This window comes from Bifidobacterium erythrocebi, assembly GCF_012932675.1.
GTDB classification, from domain to species: domain Bacteria; phylum Actinomycetota; class Actinomycetes; order Actinomycetales; family Bifidobacteriaceae; genus Bifidobacterium; species Bifidobacterium erythrocebi.
The window spans coordinates 123,667-140,012 of sequence record NZ_JAAIIF010000002.1 but is presented as its reverse complement, the minus strand read 5'-3'; the positions used below and the strand labels follow the sequence as shown (position 1 = coordinate 140,012).

The window sequence follows — 16,346 nt, the reverse complement described above, 5'->3', positions numbered from 1 at the left end:
TAGGGTAACCCTTGCTTAAGCAAGGGTTACCCTATATCATGAAACTATGGAGCAAGTAACAGTAACAGAAGCAAGTCATCTCTTGGATGTATCAGCCGACACGATTCGACGTTGGTCAAAACTCGGTCTACTGCGTTGCACTCGGGATAAAAACAACAACCGCCTGTTTGACCTTGAAGAAATTCGTCGCGTAAGGCACAGGCATGAAACTCCAGTACCTGAGGGTAAACCTCGATTTAAAGTTCTTACAGCGCAGCCAACAAATTATGTAAGCCTAGAGCTATTTGCTGGAGCTGGAGGAACTGCTCTTGGAATGCATAACGCCGGATTTCAGCACATAATGCTTAACGAGTTTGACAAAAACGCATGTGCAACCTTACGACTTAACATGCCTTCCTGGAATGTCGTAGAAGGCGATGTGCATGAAGTTGATTTCACTGAATACGAGGGAAAAGTAGATTTGCTTCAAGGTGGTGTGCCTTGTCAAGCTTTTTCTTATGCAGGTTTGTCCCGAGGATTTGAAGACACACGCGGAACTCTGTTTTTCGAATTTGCTCGCGCAGCTAAGCAAGTACAGCCAAAAGTGCTCATGATGGAAAATGTTCGTGGATTACTTACCCATGACCATGGCAGAACAATCATGACAATGATTCATACCCTTGATGACATTGGGTACAAAGTAGCCATAAAAGTCCTACACGCCCAATTTCTCGATGTTGCCCAGAAACGCGAGAGACTCGTACTTATAGGAGTGCGCAAAGATCTCGACATGCCAATTCTTTATCCAAAAGAGACAAGTGACATTCTCACGCTCTGGGACGCAATCGGAGATTGCCCTAAATCAGAGGGAATGGAGTACTCTCCGGCCAAAAAGAAGGTACTTAGTTTGGTACCTCCCGGCGGCTATTGGAAAGACCTCCCCCCAGACATACAGAAGTCATATCTGAAGGGGTCGTATAACCTTCCTGGCGGAAAAACAGGAATGGCACGACGTCTCGCTTGGAATGAACCTTCTCTGACCCTGACCTGCGCACCTGCTCAAAAACAAACGGAACGTTGTCATCCCTCAGAAACAAGACCTCTGACTGTTCGAGAATATGCGCGAATTCAGAGTTTCCCCGATACTTGGAAATTTGCAGGCTCGATTGCCTCCCAATACAAGCAAATAGGCAATGCGGTACCATGCAATCTTTCTTTTCATGTCGGAAGAGCCATTATCGCCATGCTAAGCGGCAATGACAGGGGATCATTCAGAGAGGTACCACCTATCAATATCGCCAACATGACAACAGAGACGCTTAAGCACGAGGCTCTGAGCGCGCTCTAAGACACAGCACACGGATTCCTTGTCAAATACCACGGGGTCTTCCGCCGGTGCAGGCGGAAGACCCCGTGAACAGGAAGAGCGAATCGCCGATCAACCATGGCGGATCAGCTGCGCTCCACCTCGACACCCTTGGTGTTGATCGGCAGGTGCAGCACCCTCCAATGGCCGGAGGCGAGCTGTTCGGCGGCCACCGTATCGATGGCCTCGCGAGCGTCGCCATAGTGCAGCACGAGCACGCACGGACCCGCGCCGGACACGGCCGCGGCATACCCGTGCGAGCGGAACAGCGCGATCAGATCGGTGGACGGCTGCATCAGCGGCGCACGGTACTGCTGGTGAAGCTTGTCCTGCGTGGCCACGTACATCAGCGCGTTCGGCTCGACGCCCTCGACCGGATTCATCGCGGCAGGCAGCAGTCCGACTCGCGAGACGTTGTAGACCGCATCGCGGTACGCGACCTCCTTCGGCAGAGCCTCGCGCGCCTTCTCCGTAGACAGCTCGTAATCCGGCACGAACACGGCCGCGGTCACGGCTGGATCGACCGGATAGTTGACCGTATGGAAACCACCATGCAACGGCTCGCCACCGGGAACCGGCACGGAACCGACGCCCTCGGGCATCTCGAAATCCCAGCTCACCGTAAGCCCACCGAACACCGCCGGCGCAACATTATCCGGATGACCTTCGAAATGCGCGGCCATGTCGAAAATGGCGGCACGATTCAACTCGCCATCCTGCGCAAACGCGGCGGCCGCTGCGATGCCCGCGACAATGGCCTCTGCGGAAGAGCCCATGCCACGCGCCTGCGGAATATTGTTCGTGGCTTCAAGCGTGAAACCGAGATTACCCAGCCCAAAGGTGGCACAGGCACGGCGGAACGTGGACACCACCAGATGCGTTTCATCGCGCGGCAGCGTATCCTCGCCTTCGCCATGGATGATGACATGCGCGACACCGTCCGAAGGATCCTCGTTCAGCGTGAAGACGAGCTCGTCGTGATAGTCGAGCGCCAGACCGACGGTGTCGAATCCCGAACCCAGATTCGCGCTGGTCGCCGGCACGCTCACATGGACGCGATTGCAAATCGGCTTCATCAGTCAAGCACTCGCAGAATGGACGGTTCGCCGGCAACGAAATCAAGCCCCTGCACGGCTTCTACGGTCTCACGCAAAGTGACCTCATCGGTCAGGTGCGTGACCAGACGCAGCTGCTGAATCTCACCGTCATAGCCCGGATCGGTGACGGACGGCTTAAGATCCTGGTTCACACCGTTGATGGATACGCCGCGCTTGGCGAATTCGGCGGCGATGGCGGCCAGCACGCCCGGCTTGTCGTGAATGAGGAAGCGCACGGCGAACGCGGCCTTGGACGCCTCGATCGGAGCCTTCTTCAGATCCTTGTACAGCGGGATGGACGGGCCGGTGCAGCCTGCGGCGATATGACGGGCCACGGTGACCACGTCACCCACCACGGCGGAAGCGGTCGGCGCGCCGCCTGCGCCGCGACCGTAGAACATGAGGTCGTCGGCGGCCTCGGCCTTGACGAACACGGCATTGAAGGAACCGTGCACGCTGGCCAGCGGGTGGGTTTCGGGGATGAGTGCCGGGTAGACGCGGGCGGACACGCCCTCGTCGCCGTTCTCGACCACGGCGAGCAGCTTGATGACCTTGTGCTCGGCGGTGGCGGCGGCGATATCGTCGGCGGTGATCTTGGTGATGCCCTCGACGGAGACGTCGTCGATGGTGACGGCGGTGTGGAAGCCGAGCGTGGCCATGATGGCGGCCTTGTTGGCGGCGTCGTAGCCTTCGATGTCACCGGTCGGGTCGGCCTCGGCATAGCCCTTGGCCTGCGCGTCCTTGAGCACATCGTCGAAGTCGAGGCCCTTGGTGGTCATCTCGTCGAGAATGTAGTTGGTGGTGCCGTTGACGATGCCCAGCATGCTGGTCACCTTGTCGCCGACGAGGGATTCGCGCAGCGGGCGCAGGAACGGGATCGCGCCGCCCACGGCTGCCTCGAAGTAGATGTCGACGCCCTTGGCCTCGGCCGCAGCGTACAGTTCCGGGCCGTACTTGGCCAGCAGCGCCTTGTTGGCGGTGACGACGGATGCGCCGGATTCGATGGCGGCGAGCACGAACTTGCGGGCCACACCGGTGCCGCCGATCAGTTCGATCACAATGTCGCTGTTGGTGGCCACGGACATGGTGTCAGTGGTGACGATGGACTTGTCGATCCACGGGAAGGGGTCGGTTTCGGCCGGATCAAGGCAGGCGACGCCGGTGAGTTCGATCGGACGACCGATGCGTGCGGTCAGTTCGTCCTTCTGCTCGACGATCAGACGGGCGGTCTGCGATCCGACGGTGCCGGCGCCCAAAAGCCCGACGCGGATGGGGGTTTCGTTCTCGTTTGCCACTGTGAACCCTTAACCTTTCTATGCTTGCGCATGCGTGACTTGTGTTCATTCTACGAACGCAATATGACGAGCGCCCCGGGCGTCCCACCGGGCAATACCGCCGGCGGCCGGCACGAGCCCCGATATGCATCCCTATAGGCGCCCCGATATGCGAAACGGCGCACGCCGAGCAGTATCGCCCGACGCACGCCGCGTTCCGGCCGCGCACAACCCGTGCGCCATGCCGGTATTCGTCTCTTCGACTCGCCTATTCGCTGACGTCCCAGTCCAGCAGGTCGTCGATGGTCTGACGGCGGATCATCACATGCGCGCCCTCTTCGGACACACCCACCACCGCCGGGATCAGCGCCTGGTTGTAGTTGCTGGCCATCGTGCGGCCGTATGCGCCGGTGACCGGCACCGCGAGCACGTCGCCGCGCTTGATGTCGGCGGGCAGCTGGCATTCGTGCACGATGATATCGCCGGACTCGCAGTGCATGCCGACCACGCGCGAGAGCTTCGTCTCATCGGAGCCCTTGCGGTTCGCCAGCTTCACCGCGTAATCGGCGCCGTACAGCGCCGGACGGATGTTGTCGCTCATGCCGCCGTCGACGGACACGTACACGCGTTCGGTGACGGGGTTGCCGGCCTTGTCCGTGGTGTCGCCGCTGAGTCGGACCGGCTTGACGGTGCCGACACGGTACAGCGTCACCCCGGCCGGGGCCACGATCCAGCGGCCCGGCTCGAAGGAGATGACCGGCGCGGGCATGCCGAGCGCACGGTTGATGGACGACACGGCCTGGGACAGACGCCCAAGCTCCGCATCGATGTCCATCGAATCCTCGCCGTCGGTGTAGGCCACGGAATACCCGCCGCCCAAGTCGACTTCCGGCAGCGTGTAGGCGTCGGTGGCGTAGAAGGTCTTGCGCAGCAGCATCATGCGCTTGGCGGCCTGGATGAACGCGTCGGCGTCGTGGATGTTGGAACCGATGTGCGAATGCACGCCGACCAGTTCGAGCACGTCCTGATGACGGTAGATCTCCTTGAGCACGGCGAGCGCCGGGCCGTCCGCCACCATGGTCATGGCGTCGGCGAGCTTGCGGTCGCCTTCGGAGACCTTCTCGTGGCTCAGGTCGTACGGGTATTTGATGTCGTATTGCAGTTCGCGCTGCGCGGGCTTGCCGTCCGACTTGACTGCGGCGCCCTCGTTCTCGGCGAGACGCGCGTTGGAGCCGGCCGGCGTGACGTCGGTCAGGTCGTCCAGAACGCTGAGCTTGCTTGTATCCGCGCCGGCGGGAAGCAGCGCGACGCCGAATTTCTGGTCCTCGTGCGCGGTGGAGATGAACTCGTGGCCGCCCGCATGGATGCCGGAGGTCACGCGCAGCATGACGCGTGCGCGCTTGCCCATTGTGCGTGCGATCCGTGCGATGCGTTCCGGTTCGCCAGGCTCGTCGACGACGATTTTCGCAAAGCCCTGTTCGATGGCGAGCGCGATTTCCTCGTCGGACTTGTTGTTGCCGTGCAGCACCAGTCTGCGGCCGGGCACGCCGGCTGCGAGCGCGATGCGCATCTCGCCCATGGAGCAGGTGTCGATGAGCATGCCGGCACCGGTGACGATGCGGCAGATTTCCTTGCTCAGGAAGGCCTTGCCGGCGAAGCTCACGTGGGTGACGGTGTTGTCGAAGGCGTTGGCGGCGGCGTGCACGAAGCGTTCGGCGCGGTGGCGCACCTCGTCGGTGTCGATGAGGTAGAGCGGCGAGCCGAATTCGTCGAGCAGGCTTCCCGCGGTGCGCCCGTGGAAGGTGATTTCGCCGTTCTCGTTGACGGCGCTGGCTTCAGGCCAGATCGGGGTGACTGCCATGCCTGATCACATCTTTTCCGGTGCGGTGCAGCCGAGCAGGTCGAGCCCTTCGGCGATGACGGTGCGCACGGCGTCGTTGAGCTTGAGTCGTGCGGCGGCGCGTGCCGGTTCCGGGGCCTTGGCGATGCGCAGGGCTTCCGCCTCTTCGCCGCGGGCTTCCAGGTCGGTGAGTTCCATCGGCACCACGCGTTCCACGTTGTACCACTTGTGGTAGGTGGCGGCGAGGTCTTCCAGGTAGTGCGCCACGCGGTGCGGGGCGCGCAGGTCGCCGGCTTCGCGCAGCAGGGCGGGCCACTGGGCGAGCGCGGCGAGCACTTCGCCGTCGGCGGGGGTGTTGAGCAGGCTCAGGTCGGCGCCCTCGTAGGTGATGCCGGCCGCCGCCGCGTTGCGGTCCACATTGCAGGAACGTGCGTGCGCGTACTGCACGTAGTACACCGGGTTCTCGTTGCTGTGGGATGCGAGCAGGTTCAGGTCGATGTCGACCGGGGAGTTGTAGTCGGTGCGTGCCAGCGAGTAGCGGGAGGCATCCACGCCGATGGCGTCGGTCAGATCGTCGATGGTGACGACGTTGCCGGCGCGCTTCGACATGCGCACGGCCTTGCCGTCCTTCATCACGTTGACCAGCTGGCCGATGAGAATCTGCATGTTCTCGCCCGGCTTGTCGCCGAACGCCTCGCACATGGCCATCATGCGGCCGATGTAGCCGTGATGGTCGGCGCCAAGCATGTAGATGGCCACGTCGGCCGGGTTGACCTCGCGGTGGCGCTTGTTGCGGTAGTAGGCGATGTCGGCGGCGAAGTATGCGTAGTTGCCGTCGGATTTGATGATTACGCGGTCCTTGTCGTCGCCATGCTTGGTGGAGGCGAACCAGGTGGCGCCGTCCTTTTCGAAGATGTCTCCGCGTTCGCGCAGATCGGCGATGGCCTTGTCGACTTCGCCATCGGAGTACAGGCTGTTCTCGTGGAACCACACGTCGAAGTTGACGCGGAAGTTCTTCATGGACTTCTGGATCTCGTCGAACATCATCGGCACGGCGCGCTTGCGGAATTCCTCGCGCTGCTCGGAATCGCCCTCGCCCAGCGGCTCGCCGTCCTTGTCGACGCCGCCGTCCACGCGAGGCAGGTTCAGGATGTCGACGCCGTCCGCCGTGGCCTCGTCGATCACGCGCTTGGCGATCTCGTCGATGTACGCGCCCTTGTAGCCGTCGATCGGCGTGACCTCGCCATGCGCGGCGGCCACGAGGGACTTGGCGAAACGGTTGATCTGCTCGCCGTGATCGTTGAAGTAGTATTCGCGCACCACCTTGGCGCCGTTGGCTTCGAGCACACGGGCCATGGAGTCGCCGACCGCGGCCCAGCGGGTGCCGCCGATGTGGATCGGGCCGGTCGGATTGGCGGAAACGAACTCAAGGTTCAGGGTCTCGCCGCCAAGATGATCGTTCTTGCCGTAGGAGTCGCCGGCTTCGAGCACGGCGTCCACCACGGCAGCCGCGGAGGCGGAATCGAGCACGATGTTGATGAAGCCGGGGCCGGCCACCTCGACGGACTTGATGCCGTCGGCCTTGGTGAGTTCCGCGGCGAACAGCTCGGCGAAATCACGGGGCTTCATGCCGGCCTTCTTGGCCAGCTGCATGGCGGCGTTGGAGGCCCAATCGCCGTGCGCACGGTCCTTCGGACGCATGACGGCGAACTTGGCCTGCGGGGGGATAAGATCTGCGGTTAACGTACCGGCCTTGCCTTCGTTCACAAGGTCGTTGACGATGTTGAAAATCAGTTCACTAAGCGCTTCTGGACTCATTCCTCCAAGTCTACCGAGCGCGCAGACAGAAACGCCCCTTCCATCCCGCCCCGGCTTTCCAAGCCTATGCACGCTTGGAAGCCCGAACGGGGGAAGAGGCATACGGTCGAAAAACCGGCGGAACCAACGAGTCAGCGCCTGGCGTTCCTGCGGCGACGCCACGCCACGGACAGGTAGTAGCCCACGTAGCACAGCACGACGAACGGAATCATGTACAGCAGGGTCGAACGCTGCGACGGATCAAGCACCACCAGCACCAGCGCACCGATGCACATCACGATCGCGGCGATCGGCACGAACGGATAGCCCGGCGCCTTGTATCGCAGCTCGCTCACGGTATGCCCCTCGCTGATCCAACGCCTGCGGAACAGGATATGGCATACGGAAACCGACATCCACACCACCAGCGTGGCCAGACCGGACACGGCCACGAGCGCGAGATACACGGTCGACGCGGCCACCACGGAAGACAGCAGCGCCAGCAGGGAGCCGACCATGCTGAACAGCACGGCGAACACCGGCACGCCATGGAAGTTCGTCTTGGCGAGCGCGGACGGGATCATATGCTCCTTGGCCAGCGACCACACCATGCGCGAGCACACGTACAGGCCGGAGTTCGCGGCGGACAGCACGGCGGTGAGCACCACGAAGTTCATGATGTCGCCGGCGAACGGCATGCCGATGGACTGGAACACGAGCACGAACGGGCTGGTGTCGACGCCGGCCTTTTGCCACGGGATCAGCGCGGACATGACGGCGATGGAGCCGATGAAGAAGATGGCCAGACGCAGCACCGTGGTGTGCACGGCCTTGGGGATGGCCTTCTGCGGATCCTTGGTCTCGCCTGCGGCCACGCCCACGACCTCGGTGCCGGAGAACGCGAACACCACGGTGAGCAGTGTGGAGAAAACCGGGACGATGCCGTTCGGCAGCAGGCCTTCCGACACGAAATTGCCGAACATCGGCGCATGGCTGTAGCCCTTGATCGGAATGATGCCGAAGATCGCCAACAGGCCGATCACGATGAACGCGACGATCGCCACCACCTTGATGGACGCGAACCAGAATTCCGATTCGCCATACAACCGCACGGAAAGAATATTGAGCAGGAACACCACGACGATGAACACCGCCGACCACACCCACGCCGGCGAATGCGGGAACCAGCGCTGCATAAGCAGGCCCGCCGCGGTGAATTCGGAGGCGAGCGCCACGGCCCAGTTCAGCCAATACAGCACGGCGATGGTGAATGCGGTGCCGGGGCCGATGAACTTCTTGGCGTACAGGTGGAAGCTGCCGGCGTACGGCATGGCAACGGACAGCTCGCCGAGGCTCAGCATGATGAAGTACACCAGCAGCGAACCGATGCCGTAGGCGAGAATCGCGCCGAACGGGCCGGCCTGGTGAATGGTGTAGCCGGAGCTCAGAAACAGACCGGTGCCGATCACGCCGCCCAGCGAGATCATGGTCAGGTGGCGGGCGCTCATCTTGCGTTCGAGACCGCCCTGCTCGTCCGTTTTGGCTTTCTCGTCCGCATCACTCGACGGCGAGAGCTTGGATTCGGCTGATTCGGCGGCAACTTGCGATTCGGCCATTGCTTACGGCTCCTTCATATCAGCTTGATATCAGCTTGGGAAGCGGCGTGAATTGGCAGGCCGCCCAAACGCAACACTATACGTGAGGCAGGCGAATCGAAGGCCGGAGCATACAAGTATGTGGCCATGCTCCATGGCTTGCTCTGCGGCCACGCGGGCTTGCCGGGTGCGGCAGCGACATATGCTGATCGCACCGGATTACAAGCCTGCACGGAACGGCCGCGTTCCCAGCAACCGCCGATACAATAAGGGCAGATTACACAGCCGCGAATCCGAAAAGACTGGGCGGCGTGTGAACGGATAGGGGGCATCATGGGCAAACGAAGCGTTCGTATCGCAGTCGTGTCGGCACTGATCGCCGCACTGGTCGCCATCCCCTGCGCCGTCGCCCTGCAGTTCTGCATCCGAGCCTTGGAATACGTGCCGACCTGGCAGATGCCCCTGATCATCGCGCATCGCGGCGACACCACGCATGCGCCGGAGAATTCAACACAATCCATCGCCGCTGCCGGCAGGGCGCACGCCGACTATGCGGAAATCGATGTCCGCCTGACCGCGGACGGCAGACCGGTGGTGTTCCATGATCGCAAGACCGGAAGGCTGGCCACCAGCGGTTTGAACCGCAAGGTCAACAGCCTGACATACCGGCAGCTTGCAGGCATGCGCATGGGCAAGCCGTGGATCAACCATCACGCCGGTTTCTACCATGTGCCCACCTTGGACCAGGCGATCGAAACCGCGCAGCGGACGAACGACCATCTCGGTCTGCTGATGGAAATGAAGACCGACGATCTTCACGCGCCGAAGCTGGCGTACACCATGTCGCACGCCGTGGAAAAGCTGGGGTTTGCGAAACGCACCATGGTCATGTCGACCAGCAGGCAGGCTGTCGACGTGATGCATGCGCTCCACCCGGATTGGCACGTCGGCTGGTGCCTGAGCGGCAACGCCAAGCGGGTGGATTGGCGGCAGCCCATGGATTTCGTGGTGATCCGCTCCCATGAGGTCACGCGAAAGTTCATGTTCGAGGCCAAGGTTCATAACGTCCCCGTATATGTCGGGCAGGCGGACAGCCACCATGCCGTAAACCATGCGCTGGCCTCGGGAGCGCGCGGTCTGCTAAGCAACAACGTGCATCATACGATTCCCGCTGTCCGCTCGTATCTTGTCAAGGTCTCGCTTCGCGACGCGCTGCTGGAGAAGCTTGGCATACGCAAGTGAGCCGGGAATACGTGCGGACGGCGGGAATCATGGGGATCAGCGATCCCGTTTGATACGGGATATGACGATCGTTTCGGTCTGACTGATCGGCTGATCGGTCAATCAGTCAATCGGCCAATCACTGAACGGCGATGGCGTCGATCTCGACGAGGGCGCCCTTCGGGATGTTGTTGCCACCGAAGGCCACGCGGGCGGGCTTGACGGCACCGGTGAAGGTCTTGGCATACACATCGTCGACCTCATGGAAGTCATCGACGTTCTTCATGTAGATGGTGGCGCGAACGACCTTGTCGAAGCCGCTGCCCGCAGCCTCAAGGATGTTGCCGATGTTCTTCAGCGCCTGCGCCGCCTGCTCGCCGGCGGATGCACCGGCCAGTTCGCCGGTGGCGGGGTCGATGCCCAGCTGTCCGGAGACGAACACGAAACCGTTCGCCTTCACGCCCTGGCTGTACGCGCCCAGCGCGGCCGGGGCCTGCGGGGTTGCAACTGCTTCGAGAGAATCGCTCATGATGTGCTCCTTGCGATCGGGGCATGCGCCTGTGCACGCGTGCCTAAGCCATAGCCGGCAACCGACGCCGGCTCTTTCCCAGCAGTCTACTTGCCCGCGCTGAAAGCCCGCCGTTCTCTGCCCGCAATCCGGCCATGACGTATGTTGTGCTGTTGCAAAATAGCGGCGGGCGACGGATGCCATGGCAAAACACGACAATCCGCGCCCCCATTTGTCGCAAAATCACCGCACACGTCGCGATCCATGCGGTTTCACGACAACTTGATCCCCCAGCTGTCGTGAAATACCCGCATACGTGAAATCTCATGGCAAAACGCGACAACATCGGCACGAAATTGTCGTGAAATGGCGGCAGACAGCGGGGTTCATGCGGTTTCGCGACAACAGGCAGGCCTATTTGTCGCGAAATGACGGCGGGTGTCAGACTTCATGGCAAAACATGACAGGTTAGGAGAGCAGAAGGCATCATGACAGGTTGACGGCAAAGGTGCCGCGACATAACAGGACGCGTGCGCACAAGATGCAGTCATCCGCACGCATATGCATACGAACTGCGCGCATGAAAAAAGGGCTTCAGTCGAATGACTGAAACCCTACCGGTGGGCTTGATGGGGGTCGAACCCACGACCTTCTGTTCCGGAGACAGACGCTCTATCCACTGAGCTACAAACCCAAGCAACTCCCCCACTCTACACCATCTGAGAGAAAACCTCAGCCACAGACACGGCATCGCCACAATCAGCCGATACGCCCCGGCACACCTCGAATCGATCCCCAACGCACACCAAATCATGCACGCCCGCAACACCATCGGCCGTAAACCGCGACCATACGGCTTATATCGCCAAATCCCGCGCATTCCGTGCAATAAAACCATCTAGACTTGAGTTATGTCTGAGCCAACGAATGATTTCCAATACGAGCGGCGCTTCTTCTGCCACACGCTGCCCGCAGAATACCGCAGAAACAATCCACCCGAGCTGATCATCCAAAGCTATTACGTGCATTCCGGCAACTATGCGCTGCGTGTACGGCTCACCTCCGACAGCATCAACCTCGGCATGGATTGCGACACCTACCCCATCGACGTGCTGCATGAATACCGCGACGAGTTCTCCCACGCGTATGTGACGGTGAAGGGGCCGGCCTCGCTGGGCACGCGGTATGAGAAGGAGATGGAGATCGATATCCATATCGCCTCGGAACTGGTCAAGCGCGGCGGCGACACGATCATCAAGAACCGCTACCCCGTGTGGATCGCTGAGGACGGTTGGAACGTGGACGTGTTCGGTGCGACGAATGCGCCGCTGATCATTGCGGAGGCCGCACGCCGCACACCGGTGACCAACCTGACGATTCCGACGTTCTGCCTGACCGAAATCACCGACCAGCCACGATTCAACAACGAAAGCCTGGCCGCACAGCCGTTCAGCAGGTGGGCCGGCGAGTTCGAGGCGGAACTGAGCGAGCACGGCCCGAGCTTCCAGCAGATGTTCGGCACGAACAAGCGGGGCGACTGACCGGGTATCTACGGAACGTCCGCTGCACCCGCCGAAAACAACATCTGACGACTCGCACGCCCGAACCCATACGCCCGAACCCACGCTCAGACAGGGCATACGCGCGGCAATGCACGGCAAACGAAGAATCCGGCGGAACCACAACGGCTCCGCCGGATTCTTCGTCTTCAACAGACTGCGATTAATGCCAACGCTTCACCGGCGCATCACCGACGCATCGGCAATCGGCACCCAGCACCTTGGCCAGCAACCAGCAATCAGTACATCAACGTGGCCAGGCGGCGACGTGCCGCGACCAAACGGGGATCGCCGGCCTCGGGAATGGTGAAATATTCAAGCAGACGCTGGCGGACCGGCTCGATATCCGCCTTATGACCTGCGGCCACGAAATCCAGCAGACGGTCGAACGCGTCCTGGATCTGCCCGCCGATCATGTCGATATCGGCCACGGCGAGCTGTGCTTCCACATCGTCCGGGCGATCGGCCGCGGCGGCGCGCACATCGCGCACATCGGCGTTGGCGGAACGTGCCAGCAGCAGCGCCTTGGCACGCTCGCGGGCGGCAAGCGTGTCGTTGGGGTTCGATTCAAGCACCTGCGCGTATGCGGCGGCGGCACCGGCATAGTCGCCGGACTGAGCCAGCTGGTACGCCTCCTGATGCTCCGGCGGCACCACGGATGCCGGGCCCGCGGCACCTTCGCCCTTCGCGTCGGCGGAATCGGGATCGCCGGAATACGGTGCAGTACCGCTCACACCGGCCTGCTGGGCCATGGCCACGATCTTCGGCAGCACCTGGTCGGTGATCTGCTTCATCTCGTCGTCGCTGGGCAGACCCTGCAACAACGGCATCGGACGGCCGCCGATCAACGCGAACAACGCGGGAGCGCCCTGCACCTGCAGCGCCTGGGCGATGGACGGGTTGGAGGCGATATCGATACGGGACAGCTGGATCTGGCCGTTCATCGCGTTGACCGCGTCGGCGAGCGCGCGTGCCATCGGGAACAGGCGATCGTCGGTCGGAATCCACAGGAACAGCAGGATCGGGAAAGTGGTCGAGGTCTGCACCATCGCCTGGAACGTGTTCTCGGTGGTGTCGATCACGTAACCGCCGGCTGCCGGGGCGCCGCCGGCCTGGCCGGGCTCGGCCTTGACCTGGTGCTTCAACGCTTCCAGATCGACCGCCCCCGCCAACGAAACCCCCGGATTGAACTGCTGCTGACCTGCCATGGTACCCTCCAAAAACAAAAATCGTTGCTGGCTTAACTATAAGTACCAGCAACGATTTCATGCTGCGCAAAATCCGCTGTATTGCGGGTGCGACTTGTGCTAGCGGATGCCCGCTACGGCCAGTGCGGCCTATATCGCCTCCACCTTGACGGGCTGACGTTCCGCGCCCACGGCCACGATCTGCTGATTCGAGCCGGCGGCGGGAATCCACAGCGCGATCACGTTCACATAGGTGACCCTCATGGTGCTGGTGGCCTTGCCGTTGCCGAACAATGCCTTTTCCTCGTCGGAGGCCGGCAGCGATTCGCGTCCTTCGCCGGCCTGCCTGGTCCAGGTGGAGTCGATGCGCGCCACGACCAGGTCGCCGCCGTCCGCGGCCGAACGCATGATCTTGATCTGGTCCTTCGGCACGGTGAAGACCTGCTGCTGCGTGCCCTTGTTGGCCTCCATGCCCTGCTGCACCGTGGCGGCGAGCTGCTGTAGGTCGTCGCGGAACATGTCGTCGGCGAAGTCCTTCTTGTAGGCGCTGGCGTCGCCCTTGTTCAGCAGGTCGCAGTATTCGTTCACCGCTTCGGCCGGTGTGGCCACCAGCTTGGCGTCTTTGGCGGTGCCCATCTCGCTGCCCAGTTTGGGCACTTCGAACTTCGGCAGTTTCGCGCCTTGGAACAGTCGCGCGACGCCCCACAGCTTGTAGTTGTCACGGGCGGAATCCTGGGTCAGTACCAGCAGCCTCTTGGACTGCTGGTCGTCGGTTGTGGTCGTGATGGTGAATACGGTGCGCGGCCAGCCGTCGTTGACGGGGATGACGGTCTGGGTGATCTTGCGCGGAATGGTGGCCTTGGCCGGCATCTTGCCGGTGGCCTTGGCGATGGTGAGCTCGCTGGTTCGTATGTCGAGCTGCGGTCCGGTGACGCGTTCGGCCAGTGCGGCGGGGTTCTTGGCGGCGTCGGCCGCGTCGATCACGTCGAGGATCTTATTGCGGATCTTCTTCTCCTGCGCCGTGGTCAGGTCGGGCGATGTCTTTTCGGACGACTGGCTTGACGTCACCTGTGGCACCTGGCCCTCGCATGCCGCGAGGGAGACCAGCATGCCGGCGCTGACCAGCAGGGCCGCGACCTTGGTAAGGGTGTGTTTCTTCATCAGGATTCCTCCTCGGCGGATTCCTCGGCGGCGGTATCGTCTTCGCCGGTTCCGTCTTCGGTCTCATCGTCGGATTGTTCGGACTGCTGTTCGTCGGACTGCTCAGGCTGGTCGTCGGGCTGCTCAGGCTGGTCCGATTCGTCGGCATCTTCGGATTCGTCGTCCGGCTCGGGTTCGGATTCCGGTTCCGTTTCAGGTTCGGGTTCGTCTGATTCGGGTTCGTCCGACTCAGGCTCATCGCTCGACTCGGATTCCTTGTCAGTCTCGGATTCGCCGTTGGTCTCGGATTCGCCGTCCGAATCGGTTTCGGATTCATCATCCGTACCGTCGGCATCGGCATCAACGTCCGCATCGCCCTGTTCGTCGTCGGCGTCATCGTCCGATTCCGCGTTGTCGGTCTCTGCCACGGTTTCATCGGTTTCATCGGTTTCGCCGGTTTCGTCAGATTCGTCAGATTCGTCAGTTTCGTCAGATTCGTCAGATTCACCGGATTCGGCAGAATCATCGGCATCATCGGCACTGTCGGCTTCAGCACCACTAGCTTCAGCAGCATCGGCTTCATCGGTCTCATCGGAGCCGACCGGCTCCTCGGATTCCGCAGGTTCATCCGATTCGTCCGCAGATTCGCCCAACGACTCATCCGCGGCACCAGCATCGGCAACCTCAACATCAGCGGAATCAGCAGCCTCATTATCGCCGGCAGTCTCAGTGCCGAAGGATTCACCGGATTCCTGGGCCAAACGTGCGAAATACGCCTGCAATTCATCGGGGGAAATGACCGAGGTCTCCTCGCCGACGGACTCGTCATCGTACTGCGCGCCATCGGAGGCATCCGCCACCAGATTGCGTGCGGACGGATCGATCACGGTCGGCTGTTCAAACGACTCACCGGCCGCGGAAGAGGAAGCGGCATGACGGCGACCGCCACGCTTGCTCGGCTTGAACGCGGCGATCAGGCTGCTCACGCTGCCGGCCAAGGCTTCGCGAATGGTCACTTCCTCGGCATGTTCCTCGGTCTGCTGCGCACGCTCTTCGAGCTGGCCGGCAGTACCCGTCACCACACGCTTGCGGCGGCGATGCGGCGGCATGGCGAATACGGAAGCGGTCAGCACGGCAGCCACCGCCAGCAGGCCGCCGACAAAGTAGAACGGCGTGGCGAAATCAGGCAGGGTCTTACGCGTCCAGGTAAAGGAGATATCCGCATCCTGCTTTTCACCCAAATCGATGAGCAGCACCGTCGAATCGTCCTTCACATCGCTTTCCGTCTCAACGCTTTTCGCGTCGCAGGTCACGGAATGCCACATGTCGGAATCCTTGAAGTCGACGCCATCCGCGTCGCCCTGCGCCGCATCGGCGCTCTTCGTGCTCGCGGAACCGGCCGAACCGGCCTTCTCCGTACCAAGCGTCTCCCAGGTATCAAGCCCAGTCAGGCGCACATACCGTTCGCCGGACAGCCACCCCGCAGCGTCCTTGGCGGAAGTCTCGGCCACGCAGACCTTCCCCGATCCGCCCGACAGCACCTTCACCGTCACATCGCTGTCCACCAGACCGGCAACGCCGGGATCCGTCACGACATAACGGCTACCGGAAATCTGCGTCTGCGCCGTAATCGTGCGGCTGGGCTTCCATTCGGTGGCGTTCATGATGCCAAGTCCGATGGCCGCGACGGCGAGCAGGCCGAGAATCGGCGTCACTACACCACGCATCAGCACCGCATGACGGCGTGCTTTTCTCTCAGCGTTTGGCTCGTTATCCATGGTTT

12 protein-coding genes and 1 tRNA gene are annotated in these 16,346 nt (G+C 61.8%); 3 read left to right on the top strand and 10 right to left on the bottom strand.

Going from position 1 to position 16,346, the window contains the following annotated elements; genetic code table 11:
• Positions 1 to 46 precede the first annotated feature (46 nt).
• The gene (gene dcm, locus G1C98_RS00590) at positions 47 to 1,327 is read left to right on the top strand and encodes a DNA cytosine methyltransferase (RefSeq protein WP_169078260.1); all 1,281 of its coding nucleotides are present in this window, start codon (positions 47 to 49) and stop codon (positions 1,325 to 1,327) included.
• A 104-nt stretch (positions 1,328 to 1,431) separates the two neighbouring features.
• On the opposite strand, the gene thrB is transcribed toward dcm, so the two are convergent.
• From thrB to G1C98_RS00565, 5 genes are all read right to left on the bottom strand, one after another.
• The gene (gene thrB, locus G1C98_RS00585) at positions 1,432 to 2,421 is read right to left on the bottom strand and encodes a homoserine kinase (RefSeq protein ID WP_169078258.1); all 990 of its coding nucleotides are present in this window, start codon (positions 2,419 to 2,421) and stop codon (positions 1,432 to 1,434) included.
• On the bottom strand, positions 2,421 to 3,737 hold the full coding sequence (locus G1C98_RS00580; protein WP_169078256.1) for a homoserine dehydrogenase: 1,317 nt from the start codon (positions 3,735 to 3,737) through the stop codon (positions 2,421 to 2,423). Before G1C98_RS00580 ends, thrB begins: the two co-directional genes overlap by 1 nt.
• A gap of 247 nt (positions 3,738 to 3,984) precedes the next feature.
• Entirely contained in the window at positions 3,985 to 5,577 is a 1,593-nt protein-coding gene (locus tag G1C98_RS00575) for a diaminopimelate decarboxylase family protein (RefSeq protein ID WP_169078254.1), read from the bottom strand.
• 6 nt (positions 5,578 to 5,583) lie between these two features.
• On the bottom strand, positions 5,584 to 7,374 hold the full coding sequence (argS, locus tag G1C98_RS00570) for an arginine--tRNA ligase (RefSeq protein WP_169078252.1): 1,791 nt from the start codon (positions 7,372 to 7,374) through the stop codon (positions 5,584 to 5,586).
• Positions 7,375 to 7,505: 131 nt separating this feature from the next.
• Positions 7,506 to 8,861, bottom strand: a complete 1,356-nt coding sequence (locus tag G1C98_RS00565; protein WP_169078297.1) for an amino acid permease — start codon at positions 8,859 to 8,861, stop codon at positions 7,506 to 7,508.
• A gap of 420 nt (positions 8,862 to 9,281) precedes the next feature.
• Here G1C98_RS00565 and G1C98_RS00560 point away from each other — a divergent pair, with 420 nt between their 5' ends.
• A complete protein-coding gene (locus G1C98_RS00560; RefSeq protein WP_169078250.1) occupies positions 9,282 to 10,190 on the top strand; it encodes a glycerophosphodiester phosphodiesterase family protein in 909 nt (302 codons plus the stop codon).
• A gap of 118 nt (positions 10,191 to 10,308) precedes the next feature.
• Here the strand turns inward: G1C98_RS00560 and G1C98_RS00555 are convergent, their stop codons facing one another.
• Positions 10,309 to 10,698 (bottom strand): Rid family detoxifying hydrolase, encoded by a 390-nt coding sequence (locus G1C98_RS00555; RefSeq protein ID WP_169078248.1) that lies wholly within the window; start codon positions 10,696 to 10,698, stop codon positions 10,309 to 10,311.
• A 600-nt stretch (positions 10,699 to 11,298) separates the two neighbouring features.
• Positions 11,299 to 11,371: transfer RNA gene (locus G1C98_RS00550), tRNA-Arg, on the bottom strand.
• Positions 11,372 to 11,588: 217 nt separating this feature from the next.
• Between G1C98_RS00550 and G1C98_RS00545 the strand changes: the two genes are divergently transcribed.
• Positions 11,589 to 12,218: a CYTH domain-containing protein gene (locus G1C98_RS00545; protein ID WP_169078246.1), complete on the top strand. Its 630-nt coding sequence runs from the start codon at positions 11,589 to 11,591 to the stop codon at positions 12,216 to 12,218.
• Between the two features lie 257 nt (positions 12,219 to 12,475).
• On the opposite strand, the gene G1C98_RS00540 is transcribed toward G1C98_RS00545, so the two are convergent.
• From G1C98_RS00540 to G1C98_RS09300, 3 genes are all read right to left on the bottom strand, one after another.
• Complete coding sequence (locus G1C98_RS00540; RefSeq protein ID WP_169078244.1) at positions 12,476 to 13,444, bottom strand: co-chaperone YbbN; 969 nt, start codon at positions 13,442 to 13,444, stop codon at positions 12,476 to 12,478.
• Between the two features lie 129 nt (positions 13,445 to 13,573).
• Positions 13,574 to 14,584, bottom strand: a complete 1,011-nt coding sequence (locus tag G1C98_RS00535; RefSeq protein WP_169078242.1) for a DUF8094 domain-containing protein — start codon at positions 14,582 to 14,584, stop codon at positions 13,574 to 13,576.
• A complete protein-coding gene (locus G1C98_RS09300) occupies positions 14,584 to 16,341 on the bottom strand; it encodes a hypothetical protein (RefSeq protein WP_240944861.1) in 1,758 nt (585 codons plus the stop codon). The genes G1C98_RS00535 and G1C98_RS09300 overlap by 1 nt, the downstream gene beginning before the upstream one ends.
• Positions 16,342 to 16,346 lie beyond the last annotated feature (5 nt).